This window comes from Micromonospora sp. NPDC085948 (genome assembly GCF_040686315.1).
Classification (GTDB): domain Bacteria; phylum Actinomycetota; class Actinomycetes; order Mycobacteriales; family Micromonosporaceae; genus Micromonospora.
This window is the reverse complement of the sequence record NZ_JBFBJW010000005.1, coordinates 434,947-454,504: the sequence shown is the minus strand read 5'-3', so window position 1 is coordinate 454,504 and position 19,558 is coordinate 434,947. Positions and strand designations below refer to the sequence as shown.

The following is a 19,558-nucleotide window of genomic DNA, read 5'->3' as shown; positions in this document are numbered from 1 at the left end:
CGTCGGTCGCGATGCGAGAAATCAGCGACGAATTTTTCTTTACCATGGCAGAGGTTTCTGGTGCTCTTGTCGGCACACTTCTCGTCGGAGTCTTCTTCTACCTCGACTCCGACCTGCACAAGACCCGCAAGGGCTCAGCTGCGGCCGACCGCTACATGCGCTCAGGAGTGCGGTGGATCTTCTTGGTCTCGGCCGTGCCGCTCATCGTGTCGCTCACACTCGCCGGCCTGGAGCCGATCTGGGGTGCTCTTACTTTCATCGCGCTCTCGGTCGTGCTGGTTGCCTCAACTGCCGACACGACCTACCGCACAGTCGCTCGCGGCAGCTCGGCCATATCAACCGCGTTCATTGTCAACGAAGTCGCCACCACGGCGGCGGTTGTCGTACTTGTCACGCTGCCCTGGGTGCTTGGTGGCTGGGTGCCACCGCCAGCTGCCTTCGTGCCCTCGCTTCTGCTGGCCTTGGGATCCGGCTTTTTCAGCATTGTGGCGCTCGTCATGACTCTCTTCGGGCCAGCCCGGCACGACGACGCCCCTGCATAGCACCCGCCCTGCGCTCGTGCAGGCTTCGCCCTGCTCGAAGGGTGCCGCACCGTGCTATGGCCGATTACGGAAGCTGGGGTCCTCGCTGGAGAGTTGCTCATTCACGCCATGGCGGGCGCGATGATCGCGCGAACGGCTCCGAAGATTTGCTCGACGGCCCGGGAAGTGGTCATTCATCCAACCGGGATGTATCAGGGTATGAACTGCGGCACCACGTCGGCGAGTGCATGGTCGAGGATTTCCAGGCCCAGGTCCAGCTCCGCGTGGGTGGAGGTGAGCGCTGGCGCGATGCGGAAGACGCCGCCCATGCCGGGCAGCTGCACCACGTTCATGTGCAGGCCCAGCTCCAGGCAGCGCCCTGTGACCGCGGCGCCCAGCGCGTCGGCCGGTCGTTTCGACTCCCGGTCGCTGACCAGTTCGAGCCCGACCAGCAGCCCGCGGCCGCGCACGTCGCCGACCACGGGGTGTCGTTGGCTGATCTCCTGAAGACCCTTGCGCAGGTACGAGCCCAGGTGCGCCGCCTGTTCGTCGAGCCGGTCGGCCTCCAGCACGTCCAGGACCGTGTTGCCGACCGCGGCCACCAGCGGGTCCGAGACGTGGGTGGTGAAGAAGAGGAAGCCGCGCTCGTGCGCCGTCTGCTCGATCTCCGGGCTGGTGACCACAGCGGCCAGCGGCAGGCCGGCGCCGAGCGTCTTGGACAGGGTCAGGATGTCCGGCACGACGCCGTCGCGCTGGAACGCGTACCACTCTCCGGTGCGGCACAGACCGGTCTGCGCCTCGTCGAGGATCAGCAGCCCGCCCCGCTCGTGCACCTTGTCGCGCAGCGCCAGGAGGTATCCCGGCGGCAGGTCGATCACGCCGCCGGAGCTGAGGATCGGCTCGACGATGCATGCCGCCAGGCTGCCCACCGACTGGGCGTCGAACAGCTCGAAGGCGAACTCCAGCTGATGCCGCCAGTCCAGCTCGCCGCTGGGAGAGGTGAAGTCGGGCCGGTACGCGTTCGGCGTGGGGATCGCGAAGTTGCCGGGCGCCGCGGGCCCGTACCCCTTGCGCCCCGAGCTGTAGGTGGCGCTCGCCGCAGCCTGCGTCATCCCGTGCCAGGACCGGGCGAACGAGATGATTTCGTGCCGGCCGGTGACCAGCTTCGCCATCCGGATCGCCGCCTCGTTGGACTCCGCGCCGGTGGTGAGCAGCAGGACCTTGTCCAGCGGCGCGGGCAGCGAGCCGGCGAGGCGGCGTGCCAGGTCGACCACGGGCCGGCTCAGCATGCCACTGAACAGGTGGTCGAGAGTGGCTGCCTGCCGCTGGATCGTGGCTACGACGGCCGGGTGGGAGTGGCCGAGGATCGCGCTCATCTGCCCCGACGTGAAGTCGAGCAGGCGGCGGCCGTCGGCGGTGAAGACGAAACTGCCCTCGGCGCGGTCGATGATCTCGCGGACGAAGCTGCCCGCGCCGATGTAGCGGACCAGGTGACGATCGGCGTCGGACCAGAAGGAATCAGCCATGGATCGACGCTAGGCAGCCAGGACAGGCACGTCCATCGCACATTTCCGCTGTCGCTGTTAAGCAAAGCCGTACAGTCGGCGGTCATGACGCTGAATCCGTGGCGACTGCGCCTGCTCGCCGACCTGGCGACCTACGGCACCGTCCGGGCCGTTGCGCAGCGCGGCAACCTGAGCCCGTCGGCGGTGTCGCAGCAGCTGACCACACTGGAACGGGAGACCCGGACCGCGCTGCTCGAACGCACCGGGCGGCGGGTGCGGCTCACTGCGGCCGGAATGTTGCTCGCCGGCCGGGCTCGGGAGATCCTCGCTGCCATGGACGCGGCCGAGGCGGAGCTTCGCCGCCTCGCCGACGAGCCAGCCGGCACGGTCACCGTGGCCGCGTTCCAGAGTGCGGTGCAAGCCCTCGCCGAACCGGCGCTTGTCCGTCTCGCGGCCCGACACCCGGATGTGAGCGTGGTGTTGCTGGAGTTGGAGCCGCACGAGAGCATGCCGGCGCTCCGTCGCGGCGACGTCGACCTGATCATCACCACGGCCGACTTCGCCGGCGCCGAGCTCTCCCCGGAGATCCACCTGGTGCCGCTCGCCACCGACCCGATCGTGCTCGTACTGCCACCGGAGCATCCGCTGACCAGCGCCGAGGCGATCGCCCTGGAGGCGTGCGCGCAGCAGCGCTGGACGTTCGACGTCGCCGGCTCGTACATGTCCGAGCTGTCCACCCGGCTGTGCCGGGAGGCCGGCTTCGAGCCCGTGGTGATCTGTCGGTTCAACAACTACATGCTGGCGCTCCAGCACGTGGAGAACGGCCGCTCGATCACCATGCTGCCGAAGCTGGCGGTGGACCCGCGATACCGGGTGGTGACCCGACCACTGAGCCCACCGCTGACCCGGCGCATCACCGCCGGCGCCCGGCGAGCGGCCGCGTCACGCCCCGAGGTGACGGCCGTACTCAATGCCCTGAGAGCAGGTGACTGACCTTGGCCGGACCGTCGGTCGGGCCAGCGCCCGCTCCTCGGCCTCGCGATCGGACCCGGTCAGCCCGCCGCCGTGCGTCTACAGTCATAGACGGCCGGGGGTGATCGGCCTGGGGTACATCGGTACAGCGGTTGACGCTAAACCGGTGGTCGAAGGCGGGTGACTTGCCGCCGTTGCTGGCCATGGCAGCACGACGGGCGATCTGGTCCGAGCGTTCGGGGACGACGTGCCGGATCCCGCGCCGCCGTAGGGCTCGGCGGGTGGAGTCGTGCGCGTAGCCCTTGTCGGCGATCAGCACGCCCGGGGCGCTTGCGGGGCCGTCCGGGTCCGAACTCGTTGACGCGGATCGCGTCCAGCAATGCCAGGAGCTGGGGGTTGTCGCCGGCTTGGCCGGGGCTGAACAGGATCGACAGCGGCCGGCCGCGTCCGTCGACCGCGAGGTGCGCAGCTTCCACAGAATCCCGTTGATGACCTGACGGTGATCACGCCACCGCCCCCGCGCAGCACCCGGGGGGACGCCGAGCCATTCGGTCACAGCGGTGACGGGTCGTCGCGCAGCCGGCTGTAGAGCCACCCGTCGCGCCAGGCGCCGGCCCGGAACTCGCAGGCCCGCACGACCCCCTCCAGTTGGAAGCCGGCCTTCTCCAGCGACCGCTGCTCGGCGGCGTTCTCGGCATGGGTGCTGGCCTGAATGCGCTGCGCCGGGGTGTGGCTGAACAGGTAGTCGCAGAGCAGCGCCTGGGCCCGCCAGCCGATGCCCTGGCCGCGCCACTCGGGCAGCAGCACGATGCCGATCTCCCAGTAGGGCGCCCGCCCACCGTACTGGCCCTGGAGATAGCTGAGGTAGCCCGCCCGGGCATCCGCCGCCGACTCGACCTGCACGACCAGGCCGCCAGTCCGCTCGCCGAGATAGCCGTCCTCGGCGAAGCGGCGGGCCGGCGCGGCCGCGTCCCGGAAGCCGGCCCAGTCGAGCCCGATCAGCCCGGGTTCGACCGCGAACCGGCGCAACATCGCCAGGTCGTCCTCGGCCACCGGGCGCAACCGTACGGTCGAGCCGGGCGCCTGGTGCACAATGCCGGCCACCAGCGGATGGGAACTGTCCATCCTCCGCACCGTAGTGACGGGCCGGGCCGCCCGCTGCCCCGGGCCGGCGGCCGTCACGTGGTAGCGCAGCATTCCCGGAGGGTGACCACGCCAGTGCCGGTGAGGTCGTCGCAGTACACGGCGCAGCCGGCCATCGCCATGGTCAGCGCCAGCATGCTGCCGCTGACCACCGTGCCGGTCGGCGGCGAAGGGCCCGCCCGTCGCCGCCACCCGCAACCCCTTGACGACGCTCTACTGGGCCAAGTCCACCACCTCGGCCACGTAACACGGACATCGAGCTGTGGGCATGCGCTTGACCAGACCAGGCAGAAGGATGCCGGACATGGTCCGCACGCCGCCGGTCCACGCCGGAGCATTGGCCGCGGTCGAGACGTTCTCGATTCGCCCGTCGGCGCCGATGTCGACCACCGCGTCGCGCAACACCGTGCACGTGATGTCGCACGGAATCACGATCGGAGCGCGGAGCCGCAACGGAACGCGTTTCGCTTCCACAGATGCATTGCAGACCGTGTGCCCAGAACAAGGTCAACCCCCATGCCGTACTCCTCGGTCACGGGCAGCGCCGGCGGCGCTCTTCAAGCCCGGCGTGGCGCGGCGGGCGCTGCCCGGGGCGAGACGGCAAGTGCGGACACTCCCTTGACCGTGTGGCGGCGACAGGGTTTTCACTGGTACGGCAAGTCTTGGATAGGGGAGTCAGATGCGAAAAACCTTGTCGGTCGTGCTCGTTTCGGCGGTCGCGGCAATGTCGCTGGTGTCGGTTCTGGGGGCTTCCCAGGCGACAGCGCAAAGCGGGTTGACGTGGGGTCCGTGCCCCGCCGACAGCGCGCTGCCCGGACTGGAATGCACGACGGTCCAGGTCCCCCTGGACTATCGGAAGCCGCAGGGGCGGCAGCTCGACGTGGCGGTCTCCCGTCTGCCGAGCAAGGACCCGTCGCAGCGGCGGGGCGTGTTGGTGACCAATCCGGGCGGTCCCGGCGCCGGGGGACTGATCTACCCGGGCCTGCTCGCCGGCAATCTGTCACCGCAGCCGCTGCCGCGCAGCGTCCAGGACCAGTACGACGTGATCGGATTCGACCCGCGCGGAGTGGGCCACAGCTCGCCGGTGACCTGTGACCTGACGCCGGAGCAGATCGCGCGGCGCAACCTTTGGTACCCGGCTGACGCGGCCGGCGTACGCAAGGACGCCGAGATCGCGAAGGCGATGGCCCGGCAGTGTGCGACATCGGAGACGGCCGCGCTGCTGCCCCACATCACCACCGCGAACACCGCACGGGACATGGACCGCATCCGGGAAGCGCTGGGCGAGCCGAAGATCTCTTACCTCGGTGTGTCGTACGGCACCTACCTCGGCGCGGTCTACACGACGATGTTCCCCCAGCGCAGTGACCGGTTCGTGCTCGACAGCAACCTCGGCCCCGGTGGTTACGACCTCACCGCCATGCGACGGGTCGGCCGCGGCCTGGAGGACCGGTTCCCGGACTTCGCGAAGTTCGCCGCCGCCAATCCCCAGTACGGGCTGGGCACGACGCCGAAGCAGGTGCGCGCGAAGTTCTTCGACCTCGCCGCGCGGCTGGAGAGGTCACCGGTGCAGGGCGTGGACGGTTCGTTGTTCCGGGGGATCACGTTCGACCACCTCTTCAGCGACGTGAGCATGCCCACCCTGGCCGCGGTGTGGAAAGCGCTCGACACGAATCAGCCGATGCCGCCCGAGCCGCCGCCGGCGAATGTCGACAACGCCGTCTCCGGCCGCCTGCATGTCATCTGCGGCGACTCGAAGTGGCCGAGTTCCGTCCGCGACTACCAGCGGGCCGTCGCGGTCCACCGGGTCAAGTACCCGTTGGTCGGTGCCGCCGCGGCCAATATCGGTCCGTGCGCGTTCTGGCCGTCCCCGGTCGAGCGGCCGGTGCGCATCGGTGACCGAGGGCCGTCGAACGTGCTGATGGTGCAGAACGTTCGCGACCCGGGGACCCCGCTGGTCGGCGCCCGCGAGCTCAGGAACGCGTTCGGTGCCCGGGCGCGGATGGTGACGGTGGACCAGGGTGGTCACGGCGCCTACTTGCTCTTCGCCAAGAACATGTGCGCCAACAACACGGTGACGGCCTTCCTCACCACCGGCCAGCGTCCGCGGCACGACGTCACGTGTGCGGCCGAGGCCGGCTGAAGGCTGACGCGTGGCGAGTCGATCAGTCGTACGGGTTCGGGCACCGGACAGCGTGACCGCCGATGCCCGCGACGGTCGCCGGGCGCGTTAGCGCCCGGCCCGCCGATCGGCCCGGTCCACGACGGACATCAGGGCGGCGGCCTCGGCATAATCGGTCACCGCGACGGTGACCGGTTCGGCACTGACGTCGGCGAGACCGGCAGTGAGAAGTCGGCGGCGCAGCGTGCGCCCGGTCGACGTTGCTGCCGGCAACGCGGGAGCGAGCTGTCGGTATGTCTCACTCAGCTGCGGCGTCCCGTCGAACAGCTTGGACTCCCAGTCGGTGTCGATCAGGCACGCCCGGCCGCCGGGACGCAGCACCCGCACCATCTCGGCGATGGCGGCATCGGGGATCGGTGACGTGTTGTAGCACGCGCTCGCACCGGACTCCGTCGAAATGATCGTCCGGGTACGGCAATGCGAGCGCGTCTTCCTGGTCGTACCGCGCTACTGCGGCGTTCGCTCGCTCGTGGGCGAACGCCGCGGCGGCCTCCGAGTTGTCGACGCCGATCACCTGGCCGGCCGGGCCGACCAGTGCTTTGAGGTCGCACACCACCTCACCTGCGCCCGAGCCCACGTCCAGCAGCCAGTTCGGATCCTGGAGGTCCCAAGCCTCCAGCGCCCTTCGGCGGACTCGGCGGATCGTCGGCAATTGGGCGGCCACCTCTAAGTGTCGCAACAGGAAACGCCGGTTGTCGGTGGTCTGTTCGTCCAGAGCGGTGAAGGGGGTTCGAACGTTGTTCACGTCCTCTGCGACGTGTCGGGGAGGCCGCAGTTCATGTCTGGTAAACCTCTCCTGGCTTCTATCTCAGTCGGTGACCTTGCTCCGGGCCTGGTACAGCAGGTCCTGGTACTCGGGGTGCCGGGCGATCCACCCCGTGTAGAACGGGCAGATCGCCAGCACCCGCAGGTTCGCGGCGCGAGCCTCGTCGAGGGAGGCCCGGGCGAGCGCCGCCCCCACTCCCTTGCCTTCGTATTTCGGAGGAACCTCGGTGTGCACGAACGCGATGAGCTCCGCCGTGCGAATGTATTCGGCGATGCCCGCCAGATCGGACTCTCCTTGCCGGGCTTCGTACCGTTTGGCCTCGGGAACGTCTCTCACGTGTACTGCCATATGTCCTCCATGTGTCTACTTCGGAGATCGAAGCCATCCGAGCCGTAGGGTGAGCTTGTGGCCCGCGTCCAGGGGGTTCCGCCAGGCCGGTGATGACATCGACCTCGGCTTCGATCGTCATGTCCGGCTCGAACCGCCGCCGTCAGCTGCCGGGCTGGGCCGGAGCTCCGCGCGCTCGACGGCCGTCAGGTGCTGCGGCACGCGTTGTCGCAGAACGGTCGCTCCAATGATCGGCCGCAACCGCACAGCGTCATCCGGTGTTTCGGGTGAGGTCGCGGGCCGGCGCCGGTCAGCGTCAGGTTGCCGTGCAGCAGGATCTGCCCGCGCTCGTTCGCGGTCACGACGGTGGGGTCGGGCGGTGTCTCCTCGGCGCCCCCGTCGTGCCGGCTGTATTGCAGCGCGCCGCTGGGGCAGCGTTCCACGACGGCGACCAGCGCGGCGCCGCCGGCGTTGTCCGGGGCGATCCAGGGCCGTGCGGCGACATCGAACACCTCCGGGAGCCCTCGCACGCACTCGGCGAAGTGCAGGCACCGGTCGCGGTCGAACGTGACCGTGATGTCGGATCCCGGGTACGACTTCAGATTCGGCTCACTCATCGTGCTCGCCCAGAACAGTGCGGGAGCTCTGGCCGCGACGGGTCAGATCCTGACACTCCGGGTGGATCTTGATGAACCTCGCGAAGAACGGGCACGCCGGCACCACCCGCAGGCCCCTTCCGCGTACGTCGACGTCGTCGTTCATCGTGTCAGCCAACACCGTGTGGTCGGAACACGGTCAAGCACCACCGGTCGGTACGCGGGCGGGTCTTCAGAGGCGGCGTTCTTCGAGGTTCATGGCGATCAAGGTCCGTCCCCTCCGATTGACTGTGTCCCGAGGACACGGTCTTGAATGACCGGGTGTTCGACGATTGGCGGCGGCGCCGAGCCATCCAGCGCATCAAGGCCGGGGACGGGCGCGCGCTGAAGAGATTCCGTTGGTGGCAGTCGCTGTCCCGGTCCCTGTTCTACCTTCCCGCGGACGCCGGCGCGGGCCGGCCGGTGGAATACGCGGTCGACGTGAACCACATGAAGAGCAACGACAACCTCGACACCGAAGCCCACCTGTACCGCGACGGCCGGCGCTTCGAGCGGGCGAGGCTCCCTGCGGTCTTCCCGATCGAGGGCGGCGCGATCGAGGTGAGGACGTCGGCCTTCGGCCTCCGGCGGTGCCACTTCGTCGCCGACGACGGGACCGAGCAGCAGCTCGTGCCGGATCCGCGCTCGGCCGAGGGGCGCCGCGCCCGGCTCGACCGTGAGCGTCCGTTGCTCAGCCGCTGGATCGGCGTGATCTCCCTCGTCCTGATCGTCGTGTCGCTGGTCCTCGGCCTTCCGCAGACCGTCGAGTCGATCTCCCGGTTCCCGCCGCTGGCCGAGCGGTTCGGTGTTCTCGAGTCGCCGATCGACGCGTCGGCCTGGCTCAACATCGCGCTTGCGGTCAGCGCGACGGTGGGTAGCACCGAGCGTGCTCTGCGCCTGCGGTACAACCGATGGCTGGACGCGGTGGCGGACTGACGGCGGATCGGGCTTCCGTCCGCAACTGCTGGCGGGCCAGCTCTTTGGCGCGGTGGATGACGTCGAACTGGGCCTCGTTGTGGAGTTCCCGCAACGCGTCGACGAACGTCTGCCGCGTCACGGCTCCCCCCGACGACACGTGCGCCATCGCGTCGTTGTCCATCCACGGATAGTCACGAAGGGTACGGACCAGGGACGGCGCATACTTCTCGGCGAGGTGCTGCCGCGTCGCCTCGTCGGCGTCCGCGGGCAGCGCGTCGAAGTCGGCGCTGACGTCGTCGTCGTCGCTGTTGTTCTCCACCGCGTGCCGCACGTCGGCCAGGGCCTGGTCGTCGAAGAACTGCGTGTACATGTGGATAAGTGAGCGATCGGCCTCGGACAGGCGGGCAGCGACGGGCTCGAAGCCCGGTGGCGTGTCAGGCGGCGCGTTCTCGCTCAGGATGGCTGCGATGCTCTGCCGGGCCTTTTCCAGCCGTTCGATGGCGGCCGCGTGGTCGACGTCGATCTGCTGGAGCGTCTCGGGGGAGCCCGCGCTCGGCTCGTTGATCCGGGACAGCGGCACGCCCAGCTCGACCAGCCGGCGGATGTGCAGCAAGCGTACGAGATGCGATATTTCGTACTGTTTGTAACCGTTGTGGCGGCGATCGGGCTCCTCGAGCAGGCCCAGACGATGGTAATGCCGGATCGTGTTCACCGTGGTGCCCGCGAGTGTCGCGAGTTCGCTCGTGCTCCAGGCCACGTCGATCCCCTTCCCGGCCCCTCGGGTGCGGACCTCGGCCGCAGGCGACAAGTACCGGGTGGTACTCAAGAAAGCCCGAGGTTAACAGCTGATTGCCGGCCGGCCTGAGCGTTCCCCGTCACTCTCGCGGGTCCTCGGGCAGGGCTCCGCGATGACGTTGACTGTGTGGCCAGCACACGGTGGGCCTCGACGTGTTCACCACCGGCGAGCACCACAACGTGCCCTTCGTGCCGTCCTCGCCGACCACCATGCTCGGCTGGATCGCCGCCCGTACCGAGAAGCTGCTGTTGAGCACGGCCACGACGCTGATCACCACAAACGACCCGGTGAAGATCGCCGAGGACTACGCGATGCTGCAGCATCTGTCGGACGGGCGGGTCGACCTGATGATGGGCCGCGGCAACACCGGTCCGGTCTACCCGTGGTTCGGTAGGGACATCCGGGCCGGCATCCCTCTGGCCATCGAGAACTACGCGCTGTTACGCCGGCTGTGGCGGGAGGACACCGTCGACTGGTCGGGTAAGTTCCGTCGCCAACAACACCCTCTGGCCCACCTCGCATACCCAGCGCATGGTCGGGCTCTACCGCGAGCGTTTCGCCCACTATGGCCACGGCGAGCCCGACCGGGCCATTCGCCGCCCGCAAACCGGCGCACGCCGGACGCCCCGACGCACGAGTCCCTGAAGAAGGCTGCGGCCACGGCGACGAGCACCGACTGAACACCCCCCGGGGTCCACCCGTGAACCGCCACGCCGATTCACGACGACCTGGGCAGACCGTCCTCTGGCAATCCGTCCGGGTACAGAAAATCCACGCTCAGGTGATCTTCCTCGGTCGGGCTGGAGACTGCTCCCAGCGCAAACCGTGTTCCACGAAAACAGTCAAGGCGATAGCGCCGGACGGGCGCGGCGGGCCGACCGCTTGACCCGGTTCCTGGAACAGGGTGTCGCATACGGGAAGACATTCATGGAAGGAGCCGGCATGACACTGGAAGCTGCGATCCGTTCCGACGACGCGGCGGCGGTGGCGGAACTGCTCGAGTCGGGCGCAGACCCGCACCGCCGCGGCGCCGGTGACCTCACACCCCTGATGGTCGCCTCCGGTCTCGGTCGACAACGCCTGGTGGAGCTGTTGCTGGAGGCCGGCGCGGACGTGTCGATGGTCGAGCCGCGCATGGGCGCCACGGCGTTGCACAAGGCGGCGCAGGCCGGTGCCGACGGCGTCATCGGCCTGCTCCTCGACCATGGCGCCTTCGTCGACCAGCAGTCGCCCCGGCTCGGTCACACGCCGCTGATGGACGCGGTGCAGTACAAGCACGAGGCGGCGGTCCGGCTGCTACTGGCCCGCGGAGCCCATACCTCGGTGCGGAACCACTGGCAAGAGACGGCGCTCGACCTGGCGGTGCGCGACGGCTCGGAGGCAATCGCCGCTCTCCTGCACGCGCGGACCGCGGCCGACGCCGACCGGATCCGGTCGCTTCAGCTGACGGCGGCGGTCAAGGCCGGCGACCTCACCGCAGTGCAACGGCTCATCGGGGCCGGTGCGGACCTCGACGAACGAATGCCGGCCGTCGGCGATCACGATGACGACTACACGCCGCTCGGGATCGCCGCTCGCGACGGGCACATCGGCATCGTCCGCGTGCTGCGTGCGGCCGGTGCGGATCCGCGCCGGCTCAACGGGCTGATGGGCGCGACGCCGGGCCATGAGGCCGCCTTCGCCGGGCACGCCGAGGTCGTCCGGGCTCTGACGACGCGAGGCCCCAGCGGTACGGCGACGCTCGAGATCGACGCGCAGGGCGCCTACAACGGCTTCACCGCCTTGCACGACGCGGTGTGGCACGGGCACCGGGAGGCAGCACAGGCCCTGGTCGAGGCGGGCGCCCGCCTCGACCTCACCTCGCACACCGGTCACACACCCCGGCAGCTTGCGGTCCTCTACGGCTACGACGATCTCGCGGCGTACCTGGCCGAGGCCGAGAGCGAAGCCGTACGGCCATCCCCCTTTGCCTTCCCCGAGGCCGCGCTCGACGATCTGCGCGAGCGGCTTCTGCGTACGCGATGGCCCGATCCCGAACCGGTGGAGGACTGGAGCCAGGGCGTGCCGCTGCGCAGGCTTCGAGCGCTGTGCGACTACTGGCGGGACGGCTACGACTGGCGGGCCTGCGAGGCCCGGCTGAACGCGCTCAGTCCGTCGACGACGCGCATTGACGGACTCGACATCCACTTCCTGCACCTGCGGTCGCCCGAACCGGAGGCAATGCCGCTCGTGATGACCCACGGCTGGCCCGGTTCGGTCATCGAGTTCCTGAAGGTGGCGCCGATGCTGGCCGACCCGCGGGCCCACGGCGGCGACCCCCGGGACGCGTTCCACGTCGTCCTGCCCACGATGCCCGGCTTCGGACTGTCCGGCAAGCCGACCGAGACCGGGTGGGGCCCCGATCGAGTCGCGGAGGCTTGGGTCGAGCTGATGCGGCGGCTGGGCTACGACAGCTTCGGCGCGCAGGGCGGTGACTGGGGGCACGCGGTCACGACCGCGCTGGGCGCCATCGGCGAGCCCACCGTGCGAGCCATCCACTCCAACATGTTCCCCACGTACGGCACCGAGGAAGTCACCGACGAGCAGGAGGAGCGCGCGCTGCAACGCTGGCGCGACTTCCAGGCCAACGAGTCGGGCTACCAGCACGAGCAGATCCAGAGCCCTCAGACGATCGGGTACGCGCTCACCGACTCGCCGGTGGGGCAGGCGGCCTGGCTCTACGAGAAGTACGAGCAGTGGACCGACTACGACGGCGATCCGGATAACCTGCTCAGTCGCGACGAGATGCTGGACAACATCACGTTGTACTGGCTGACCGGCACCGCCGCCTCCTCGGCTCGCATCTACTGGGAGAGCTTCCGCACCTACCGCGACCCGAAGGTCGAAGTGCCGGTCGGCGTCAGCCTCTTTCCCCGCGACATCTATCTCGCCAGCCGCCGCTGGGTGGAGCAGCGTTACCCGAACCTCGTGCACTACAACGAGCTGCCCAGGGGCGGGCACTTCGCCGCCTGGGAGCAACCCGAGCTGCTGGCCGCGGAGGTGCGTGCCAGTTTCCGTCACGTCCGCCAGAGATAAGCAATGCAGAGGACCGACGCTTCGTGAACTCGACCCCAACCATCGCTCCCCCCGACAGCACCACCCGTCCCTTCGGTACACACATCCGGATGGCCTGGTGGAAGTCGGTGATCGTCATCGCCGCGATACCCCTGACGTTGCTCCTGCTTCAGATCGTGCTTTACCAGCTGGCCAGTTCGATCGAGGGGAGCGACCCTTCCGAGCCGACGCTCACCCCGCTCAAGCTGCTGGCGGCCAATCTCAGCACCGGCCTGACCGCGCTGCTCGCCGTGGTGCTCGTTTCCCGGTTCGGGAAGGTGCCGTGGCGCACGATTTTCAGCTCGCCACGGCACTTCGACAAACGGCGCCTGGCGCTCTATTTCGGCGGTTCCGTCGTGCTCGTCGGGGCCGGCCTCGCCGTCGGGGCGACCTTTGCGCCCGACGCCATGAACTGGGTGGGTTTCGGGTTCACCGGCACCACCACGGCGCTGCTGGTCGTCGTAGTCGTCTCCACACCGATCCAGTCGGCCGGCGAGGAGATCATGTTCCGGGGCGCGATGCTCCCGGCGGCAGCATCGTGGTTCCGCGCCGTACGGCTGGCGTTCATCACCGGACTCGTGGTCTCCAGCCTCGCGTTCGCCCTCACGCACGCGGCCGGCGACCCTTGGCTGAACGGCTACTACCTGTTCCTGTCGGCCTGCACCGCCCTGATGGGCTTGGTCAGCCGCGGACTCGAGGCCGCGATGGCATTTCACGTCGCGAACAACGTGGTCGCAACAACCATCAACGCCCTCATGGCCGGAGGCGACGCCATCGTCGTCGACCGCACGGAGAGCGCAGGCGGCGGTCCTGCCCTGATCATCCTGGCCGTCGTCAACCTGGCAGTGCTCACGTTCGTCTGGCTACGCGAACGGTCGCGTCGCATCGGTCCGGAGCGAGGGGTGTAGCTCGTTCATCGCTTGGCCGGGACGGCCGCCGCGAGTATCACGTTGTTGACGGTGCTCGCGGCGGAAGCGGGTGGGGTCGGCGCCGGAGAGCGGCTTCAGTCGTTACTGGTTCTGCGGCGGAAGAACAGCCGCAGCGACGATCACGTTGCTGACGATGGTCGCGGTGATGGTGCGGGCGACCGCTTCGGCGGCAGCCTCGGCTCCCCAGTTGTCCTGCTCGAGCTTTCGGGCGCGGGTGATGACCGAAGCGGTCCAGGGGATCTCGGGATCGAACTGCGGAAGCGTACGGCTTCCCGACAGCAACGCCGCGAGCGCGACGACCCGGGGTTGTGGCTCCACACCGTCGACCAGCACCGCCCGCACGTCGGAGAGCAGACCGGCCCGCCGGCCGGATCCGCCGTCCTCGAGGACCTTCATGTCGAACAAGCCGAGCGCCTTGGGGATGGACTCGCGGATGTCGCCGCGGATGATGAGCCGATCGAGCAACGGGCTCCGCAGGGTTGGCCCGATCGCGGCGAGTGTGGCCTGCACACCGCGAGGCTTCACGGCAACGTAGTCCCACGCCGATCGCAGAACGTCGTCCGCGGGGGGACGGTCCGCGACGGCCTCCACCCGGGTCGATCCTCCCCAACCGGGGATGGTTCGCACATGTCCGCCGAGGCCGAGATCGGCGAGCACCGCACCCCCGAGAACGTAGACGAGCGTGTTCTCGCCGGCGATGACACCGGTGCCCCGCATCCCCGCGTTCGGCTGGAACAGAAGCAACAGGAGGTCTTCGCCCAAGGTGGCGGGCCCGAGCTGAGCCATGGTGCCTTCCTTTCGATTCGGGATGCTACGCACGAGGTCAGGCCGGAGGGTCCAGCCCCTGGTCGCGGCGCAGTTGCTCCTGAGCGAGGATGCTGGCCCGGCCCAGCACATCGACCTGGGCGGGGTTGTAGAGACCGACGACGGCGTCGATGAACATCTGGCGCGTGACGTGCTGGCTCTTCGACAGATGCCGGGCGGGGTCGCGCAGCCAGGGATAGTCGACCAGATGCTGCGCCAGGAGCCCGGCGAGCTTCTCGGCGAGGTTCTGGCGGGTCGCCTCGTCGGCGTCGGGTGGCAGGGTGTCGATGTCGTGGCTGATGGGATCCGTGTCGGCGTCCGCCATGCGCCGCAGGTCCTTCATCACGTCCTCGTCATAGAGTTGGGTGAAGACGTGGATGAGCGAGGTGTCGGACACGGTCAGCCGCGCCGCGACCGACTCGAAACCGCCGGGCGCGTCGGCTGGCGCCCCGTCGCGCAGAATGATCGCGATGTCCGAGCGGGCTCGGCGCAGACGCTCGACCTCGGCCGCCAGGTCCGCGTCGACCTGACGCAGCACTTCCGGGGCGGGGGCGCCGCCCGAGGTGATCGCGCCGATCCGGGACAGGGGCACGCCCAGCTCTACGAGCCGCCGGATGCGCAGGAGGACGACGAGATGCTGCACCCCGTACTGCTTGTATCCGTTCGGCCGGCGCTCGGGCTCGTCGAGCAGTCCGAGCCGGTGGTAGTGCCGAATCGTGTTCACCGTGGTGCCGGCGAGTTCCGCGAGCTCACGGGTGCTCCAGGCCACGTCGATTCCTTCCTGGTTCTGACCCGGCGGTCGGCGGTCAAGTGCTGGCTCGCAGTCGACACCGTGTTCCCACCACAGAGTCAATGCGCCGATAACTCGGATCTTGAAACTTCCGCAAGTCGCGGCTGCGCTTCGAACACCGCCGTGTCCAGCTCCGTCGTCCGGGCTGGTGCGTGCCGACGTGCGCAGAATCGGAGGCAACGATGCGAAGGGCTTCCCGTGCCTGACCCGGTATCCGGGTGCTGGCGGCCATCGGCAGGTCGGGTTTCCGGGCATCCCGCGGCGATCAAGCCGCCGGCGCCTTCCCGGGCACCTCGGTGCCGGAGGCCCAGTTGGTCGGCACCACCGGACGGATCCACCACTTCGAGGGACCGGGTGGGCAGTCCACCCGCGACGGCTCGCTCATCACCGAGAAGAAGCCTGCCGAGAGCGCACGGCCGGGGACCATTCCTTCTCGGCGGCCAAGCGCGGCTACCGATCCCGGCATCGCCGGCCGGAAAGGGGCTTGGCGGTCTGGCGGACGTTCGCCTGGACGGCTGCGAAGATCGGTGTCGAGCCTTGAGTGAGCTCGAGAATCTGCCGCCTCAGGCGGGGCTCGTGCAGTAGTTCCAGGAGAGTCGCCGGTCCAACAGGTGGTCGAATTAGCTAAATTACGACATTTATTGGCGACAGCGTAACAAGGATGAATTTTGCCAGGAACATTCCTGCCCTTCCGCCTCTCAGCGAGGCTGGACCAGGCCATTGTCGTACGCGAAGATCACCGCCTGGATCCGGTCACGGGCGCCGATCTTGAACAGGACCCGTCCGACGTGCTTCTTCACTGTCGACTCGGTCAACGTGAAGCGTTCGGCGATCTCGGTGTTGGTGGCGCCCTGGCCGATCGCCTCGAGCACCTCGCGCTCCCGCTCGCTCAGCGTGCTCAGGCGGGGATTCTCGGAGGTGGCCGGCGCCGGTTCCTGCAGGTAGGCGTCCATCAGCTTGCGGGTCAGGCTGGGGGCTACCACTGAGTCTCCGCTCGCGACGGCGCGGATACCGGCGATCAGTTCCTCGGGGCGCGCGTCCTTGAGGAGAAAGCCGCTCGCTCCGGCTCGCAGTCCGGCGTATACGTATTCGTCCAGATCGAATGTGGTCAGGATCAGCACGCGGGTGCGGGAACCGGACGCGGTTATGCGGCGGGTGGCCTCGATGCCGTCCATGCCGGGCATGCGCACATCCATCAGCACCACGTCGGGCCGGGTCTGATCGACTTTTCGCACGGCCTCGGCGCCGGTGGCGGCCTCACCCACCACGGTGATGCCGGGGGTGCCGTCGAGCAGCATCTTGAAGCCCATTCGTTGCAACTGCTGGTCGTCGACGATCAGGACGGTGGTCATGAGGGCTCCTGGAGGACTACGTCAACGAGCCAGCCGTTCTCCACCGGGCCAGCGGTCACCACCCCGCTGTACATGGCGGCGCGTTCACGTATGCCGAGCAGGCCGTGGCTTGGAGGGGCCGGGATGGCACGGCCGTTGTCGAGAACGCGTACCCGTACCTCGCCGCGGCAGGCAGCGAGAGTGACTGTCGCAGACGCGCTGCGCCCCCCGTGTTTGAGGGTGTTGGTGAGCGCTTCCTGGACGATGCGGTAGACCGCGAGCTGCAGCCCCTTGCCGAGGGTGTGCAGCTCACCCGAGGTGGAGTAGGTGACTGGCAGCCCGGCTGCCCGCACGCTTGGCAGCAGCCGGTCGAGATCGTCGATGCCGGGCTGCGGCCTCAGCTGCGGACCAGGGTCACCCTCGCGCAGCACGCCGAGCACCCGGCGCAGCTCCGCGAGCGCCTGGCGGCCGGTCTCGCCGATCAGCCGGAGCGGTTCGGCGGTCTGCTCCTGCCGCGATCTGGCGAGGGCGGCGCTGCCGTCGGCGAGGCCGACGATCACCGACACGTGGTGGCCGACGATGTCGTGCATCTCGCGGGCCACCCGGGCCCGCTCCTCAGCGACGGCCAGGCGGGCCTGCTGATCCCGCTCGATCTCGAGGCGGGCGGCCCGGTCCTCCAGGGCGATGAGGTACGCCCGGCGGGTGCGCACCGCGACGCCGGACGCGACCGCGGCCGCCTCTGTGCCGATCGCCAGGAGCAGGGTGGTGACGCGGTTCTCCGTCACCGGGTTGATCAGGTAGATCTCGGCGACCAGCAGCGCGAGGGCGATCCCGGAGGCCCAGGCCAGCGACCGCCATGCACCTCGGGAGGCCACCCCGAAGAGCATCACGAGCAGGATCACTCCGGCGCCGACGCCGACGTCCAGCAGTCCCTCGATCAGCTCGATGGTCGCGGCGGCCAGGAACGCCGGGAACGGGTACCGCCGCCGCCAGTAGAGCGGTGGCAGCAGCACCAGGGTCGCGATGGTCGCCGACAGGGGTTCCTCGATGATGTTCGGGATGCTGAAAAGCACGATCGGAACGGCTACCAGGGTGTCCATGACCCACGGGTGGCGTCGGTCGAACGCCCGCAGCCGTGCCTGCCGGTCCACGAGCCATCCCTGCGTGCTCATCGCCCGAGTCTCCCTTACGCGTCGGTCTTCTTGAGCCGATAGGCGGTAGCGGCGAGCGTCACGACCACGTACCCGGCGAAGACCGCGAGACCGGCCCACGGACCCAGCGTGCCGTCCGTGGGAGCCAGTGCCATCACGGCGCTGCCCGCGTTGCTGGGCAGGTAGGGGGTGACGGCATCGGCGATCGAGTCCGGCAGCAGCGGGGCCAGACCGGGCACGACCAGCAGCGCGCCGGACAGGATCGCGATGGCGCCGGCGCTGGACCGGACGAGCATGCCGAGCGCGACGCCGAGCACCGCGACCAACCCCAGATAGAGGCCGGCGCCGAACAGGGCCCGCGCGACGCCCTCGGCACCGAGGCCCAGACTGTCGACCTTGTCGTTGAGCACGGCCGACCCCAGGGCGAATGCGGCGAAGGCGGCGATGGTCATCGTCACGAAGGCGGCTGCCCCGGCCACGAGGCTCTTTGACCACAGCACCGGCAACCGGCGCGGCACCGCGGCCAAAGTCGCCCGGATCATGCCGGTGGTGTATTCGCTCGCCCCCAGCAACGCGCCGAGCACACCGACGGACAGGGCTGCCAGGGCGCTGCCCGACAGGGCCAGGTCGATCGGGGTCAGGTTGTCGCCCGAGAAGGACGCCGAGGCGATCATGCCGAAGGCGATGAGGAGGAGGGCGGAGATGCCGGTCGTGATCCAGGTGGAGCGCAGGGAGGAGAACTTGGTCCATTCGGCGGCGGCGACGCCACCAGGGGTGATCTTCATCGGGAGGCCTCGTATTCGACAGCGTCGCGGGTCAGGTCCATGAACGCCTCTTCGAGGGAGGCGTTCTGCGGGGTGAGTTCGAACAGTGGGATGCCGCGGGCGGCCGCGGCCAGCCCGATCTTGCGGGCGGAGGTGCCGGCGACGAGCAGTTCCTCGGCGCCGGTCGAGGTGACGGTTATGCCCGGGCCGGCAATCGTCGTGCGCAGCGCGTCGGGGGCGGGAGTGACGACCCGGACGCCCTCGGCGGTCACGAAGTCGGCCACGGTGGTGTCGGCGAGCAGTCTGCCCCGGCCGATGATGACCAGGTGGTCCGCGATCAGCGAGACCTCGCTCATCAGGTGTGAGGACAGCATCACGGTGCGGCCCTCGGCGGCCAGGCCGGTGAGCAGGTTGCGCACCCAGAGGACACCCTCGGGGTCGAGGCCGTTGACCGGCTCGTCGAGCATCACCACGGCCGGGTCACCGAGCAGGGCGGCGGCGATGCCGAGTCGCTGGCCCATGCCGAGGGAGAACGCACCGACCCGCTTGTGGGCGACGGCCGAGAGGCCGGCAAGGTCGAGCACCTCGTCCACGCGCGAACGCGGGATGCCGTGCGTACGGGCCAGGGCCAGTAGGTGGCTGACCGCCGTCCGGCCGGGGTGTGCGGCCTTGGCCTCGAGCAGAACGCCGATCTCGCGCAGTGGTGCCTGCGACGACGCGTACGGCTTGCCGTTGACCAGCACGTCGCCGGAGGTCGGCGCGTCGAGGCCGACGATCATCCGCATGGTCGTCGACTTGCCGGCGCCGTTGGGGCCGAGGAATCCGGTGACCTGTCCGGGCTTCGCGGTGAACGACAGGCGGTCGACGACCGTCTTCGCACCGTATCGCTTGGTTACTTCGCGTACCTGAATCATGCTCACCACGCTAGGTC

Annotated in this window: 20 protein-coding genes and 2 pseudogenes; 7 read left to right on the top strand and 15 right to left on the bottom strand. The window is 69.0% G+C overall.

Annotation, left to right across the window (positions count from 1 at the left end):
- Positions 1 to 11: 11 nt before the first annotated feature.
- On the top strand, positions 12 to 542 hold the full coding sequence (locus tag AB0O48_RS17070; protein ID WP_357570456.1) for a hypothetical protein: 531 nt from the start codon (positions 12 to 14) through the stop codon (positions 540 to 542).
- Between the two features lie 191 nt (positions 543 to 733).
- Here the strand turns inward: AB0O48_RS17070 and AB0O48_RS17065 are convergent, their stop codons facing one another.
- Entirely contained in the window at positions 734 to 2,047 is a 1,314-nt protein-coding gene (locus tag AB0O48_RS17065) for an aspartate aminotransferase family protein (protein ID WP_357240420.1), read from the bottom strand.
- Positions 2,048 to 2,131: 84 nt separating this feature from the next.
- Here AB0O48_RS17065 and AB0O48_RS17060 point away from each other — a divergent pair, with 84 nt between their 5' ends.
- Positions 2,132 to 3,019 (top strand): LysR family transcriptional regulator, encoded by an 888-nt coding sequence (locus AB0O48_RS17060; protein ID WP_357240417.1) that lies wholly within the window; start codon positions 2,132 to 2,134, stop codon positions 3,017 to 3,019.
- Positions 3,020 to 3,224: 205 nt separating this feature from the next.
- Here the strand turns inward: AB0O48_RS17060 and AB0O48_RS17055 are convergent.
- From AB0O48_RS17055 to AB0O48_RS17045, 3 genes and pseudogenes are all read right to left on the bottom strand, one after another.
- Positions 3,225 to 3,462: pseudogene (locus AB0O48_RS17055) on the bottom strand (IS5/IS1182 family transposase); the annotation flags it as partial.
- Between the two features lie 88 nt (positions 3,463 to 3,550).
- Positions 3,551 to 4,123, bottom strand: coding sequence for a GNAT family protein (locus tag AB0O48_RS17050; RefSeq protein ID WP_357240414.1), 573 nt, complete (start codon positions 4,121 to 4,123; stop codon positions 3,551 to 3,553).
- Positions 4,124 to 4,354: 231 nt separating this feature from the next.
- Entirely contained in the window at positions 4,355 to 4,615 is a 261-nt protein-coding gene (locus AB0O48_RS17045; RefSeq protein ID WP_357570455.1) for a hypothetical protein, read from the bottom strand.
- A 406-nt stretch (positions 4,616 to 5,021) separates the two neighbouring features.
- Between AB0O48_RS17045 and AB0O48_RS17040 the strand changes: the two genes are divergently transcribed.
- Positions 5,022 to 6,284 (top strand): alpha/beta hydrolase, encoded by a 1,263-nt coding sequence (locus AB0O48_RS17040; RefSeq protein WP_357570454.1) that lies wholly within the window; start codon positions 5,022 to 5,024, stop codon positions 6,282 to 6,284.
- 277 nt (positions 6,285 to 6,561) lie between these two features.
- Here the strand turns inward: AB0O48_RS17040 and AB0O48_RS17035 are convergent, their stop codons facing one another.
- From AB0O48_RS17035 to AB0O48_RS17020, 4 genes are all read right to left on the bottom strand, one after another.
- On the bottom strand, positions 6,562 to 7,068 hold the full coding sequence (locus AB0O48_RS17035; protein WP_365066520.1) for a methyltransferase domain-containing protein: 507 nt from the start codon (positions 7,066 to 7,068) through the stop codon (positions 6,562 to 6,564).
- 63 nt (positions 7,069 to 7,131) lie between these two features.
- Positions 7,132 to 7,437, bottom strand: a complete 306-nt coding sequence (locus AB0O48_RS17030; RefSeq protein ID WP_357570453.1) for a GNAT family N-acetyltransferase — start codon at positions 7,435 to 7,437, stop codon at positions 7,132 to 7,134.
- A gap of 185 nt (positions 7,438 to 7,622) precedes the next feature.
- Positions 7,623 to 8,033 (bottom strand): (4Fe-4S)-binding protein, encoded by a 411-nt coding sequence (locus AB0O48_RS17025; RefSeq protein ID WP_357570452.1) that lies wholly within the window; start codon positions 8,031 to 8,033, stop codon positions 7,623 to 7,625.
- Positions 8,026 to 8,178 carry a hypothetical protein gene (locus tag AB0O48_RS17020; RefSeq protein WP_357570451.1) on the bottom strand — a complete coding sequence of 51 codons (153 nt, stop codon included), beginning with the start codon at positions 8,176 to 8,178 and terminating at the stop codon, positions 8,026 to 8,028. The genes AB0O48_RS17025 and AB0O48_RS17020 overlap by 8 nt, the downstream gene beginning before the upstream one ends.
- Before the next feature lie 143 nt (positions 8,179 to 8,321).
- On the opposite strand from AB0O48_RS17020, the gene AB0O48_RS17015 reads away from it, so the two are divergent.
- Positions 8,322 to 8,987, top strand: coding sequence for a hypothetical protein (locus AB0O48_RS17015; RefSeq protein WP_357570450.1), 666 nt, complete (start codon positions 8,322 to 8,324; stop codon positions 8,985 to 8,987).
- Here the strand turns inward: AB0O48_RS17015 and AB0O48_RS17010 are convergent.
- Positions 8,911 to 9,726 (bottom strand): MerR family transcriptional regulator, encoded by an 816-nt coding sequence (locus AB0O48_RS17010; RefSeq protein ID WP_357240382.1) that lies wholly within the window; start codon positions 9,724 to 9,726, stop codon positions 8,911 to 8,913. The two genes, AB0O48_RS17015 and AB0O48_RS17010, sit on opposite strands and share 77 nt — an antisense overlap.
- Before the next feature lie 179 nt (positions 9,727 to 9,905).
- On the opposite strand from AB0O48_RS17010, the pseudogene AB0O48_RS17005 reads away from it, so the two are divergent.
- The 3 genes and pseudogenes from AB0O48_RS17005 to AB0O48_RS16995 all read left to right on the top strand — a co-directional run.
- Positions 9,906 to 10,359 (top strand): annotated as a pseudogene (locus AB0O48_RS17005) (LLM class flavin-dependent oxidoreductase); the annotation flags it as partial.
- 348 nt (positions 10,360 to 10,707) lie between these two features.
- Positions 10,708 to 12,840: an alpha/beta fold hydrolase gene (locus AB0O48_RS17000; RefSeq protein ID WP_357570449.1), complete on the top strand. Its 2,133-nt coding sequence runs from the start codon at positions 10,708 to 10,710 to the stop codon at positions 12,838 to 12,840.
- An 89-nt stretch (positions 12,841 to 12,929) separates the two neighbouring features.
- Positions 12,930 to 13,766, top strand: coding sequence for a type II CAAX endopeptidase family protein (locus AB0O48_RS16995; protein WP_357570448.1), 837 nt, complete (start codon positions 12,930 to 12,932; stop codon positions 13,764 to 13,766).
- Between the two features lie 102 nt (positions 13,767 to 13,868).
- Here AB0O48_RS16995 and AB0O48_RS16990 read toward each other — a convergent pair whose 3' ends face one another.
- The 6 genes from AB0O48_RS16990 to AB0O48_RS16965 form a co-directional block, all read right to left on the bottom strand.
- Positions 13,869 to 14,573, bottom strand: a complete 705-nt coding sequence (locus AB0O48_RS16990) for a GPP34 family phosphoprotein (protein WP_357570447.1) — start codon at positions 14,571 to 14,573, stop codon at positions 13,869 to 13,871.
- 37 nt (positions 14,574 to 14,610) lie between these two features.
- Positions 14,611 to 15,360 carry a MerR family transcriptional regulator gene (locus AB0O48_RS16985; protein ID WP_357570446.1) on the bottom strand — a complete coding sequence of 250 codons (750 nt, stop codon included), beginning with the start codon at positions 15,358 to 15,360 and terminating at the stop codon, positions 14,611 to 14,613.
- 719 nt (positions 15,361 to 16,079) lie between these two features.
- Positions 16,080 to 16,733, bottom strand: coding sequence for a response regulator transcription factor (locus tag AB0O48_RS16980; RefSeq protein ID WP_357240368.1), 654 nt, complete (start codon positions 16,731 to 16,733; stop codon positions 16,080 to 16,082).
- Complete coding sequence (locus tag AB0O48_RS16975) at positions 16,730 to 17,884, bottom strand: histidine kinase (protein WP_357570445.1); 1,155 nt, start codon at positions 17,882 to 17,884, stop codon at positions 16,730 to 16,732. Before AB0O48_RS16975 ends, AB0O48_RS16980 begins: the two co-directional genes overlap by 4 nt.
- 14 nt (positions 17,885 to 17,898) lie before the next feature.
- Complete coding sequence (locus AB0O48_RS16970; RefSeq protein WP_357240362.1) at positions 17,899 to 18,648, bottom strand: ABC transporter permease; 750 nt, start codon at positions 18,646 to 18,648, stop codon at positions 17,899 to 17,901.
- Positions 18,645 to 19,541, bottom strand: a complete 897-nt coding sequence (locus tag AB0O48_RS16965; protein ID WP_357240360.1) for an ABC transporter ATP-binding protein — start codon at positions 19,539 to 19,541, stop codon at positions 18,645 to 18,647. Before AB0O48_RS16965 ends, AB0O48_RS16970 begins: the two co-directional genes overlap by 4 nt.
- Between the last annotated feature and the right edge of the window lie 17 nt (positions 19,542 to 19,558).

Bases quoted from the DNA above. Each gene is read 5' to 3' on its own strand.
- AB0O48_RS17070 (WP_357570456.1), top strand. From the start codon at position 12: ATGCGAGAAATCAGCGACGAATTTTTCTTTACCATGGCAGAGGTTTCT.
- AB0O48_RS17065 (WP_357240420.1), bottom strand. From the start codon at position 2,047: ATGGCTGATTCCTTCTGGTCCGACGCCGATCGTCACCTGGTCCGCTAC.
- AB0O48_RS17060 (WP_357240417.1), top strand. From the start codon at position 2,132: ATGACGCTGAATCCGTGGCGACTGCGCCTGCTCGCCGACCTGGCGACC.
- AB0O48_RS17050 (WP_357240414.1), bottom strand. From the start codon at position 4,123: ATGGACAGTTCCCATCCGCTGGTGGCCGGCATTGTGCACCAGGCGCCC.
- AB0O48_RS17030 (WP_357570453.1), bottom strand. From the start codon at position 7,437: ATGGCAGTACACGTGAGAGACGTTCCCGAGGCCAAACGGTACGAAGCC.
- AB0O48_RS17025 (WP_357570452.1), bottom strand. From the start codon at position 8,033: ATGAGTGAGCCGAATCTGAAGTCGTACCCGGGATCCGACATCACGGTC.
- AB0O48_RS17020 (WP_357570451.1), bottom strand. From the start codon at position 8,178: ATGAACGACGACGTCGACGTACGCGGAAGGGGCCTGCGGGTGGTGCCG.
- AB0O48_RS17000 (WP_357570449.1), top strand. From the start codon at position 10,708: ATGACACTGGAAGCTGCGATCCGTTCCGACGACGCGGCGGCGGTGGCG.
- AB0O48_RS16995 (WP_357570448.1), top strand. From the start codon at position 12,930: ATGGCCTGGTGGAAGTCGGTGATCGTCATCGCCGCGATACCCCTGACG.
- AB0O48_RS16990 (WP_357570447.1), bottom strand. From the start codon at position 14,573: ATGGCTCAGCTCGGGCCCGCCACCTTGGGCGAAGACCTCCTGTTGCTT.
- AB0O48_RS16980 (WP_357240368.1), bottom strand. From the start codon at position 16,733: ATGACCACCGTCCTGATCGTCGACGACCAGCAGTTGCAACGAATGGGC.
- AB0O48_RS16975 (WP_357570445.1), bottom strand. From the start codon at position 17,884: ATGAGCACGCAGGGATGGCTCGTGGACCGGCAGGCACGGCTGCGGGCG.
- AB0O48_RS16970 (WP_357240362.1), bottom strand. From the start codon at position 18,648: ATGAAGATCACCCCTGGTGGCGTCGCCGCCGCCGAATGGACCAAGTTC.
- AB0O48_RS16965 (WP_357240360.1), bottom strand. From the start codon at position 19,541: ATGATTCAGGTACGCGAAGTAACCAAGCGATACGGTGCGAAGACGGTC.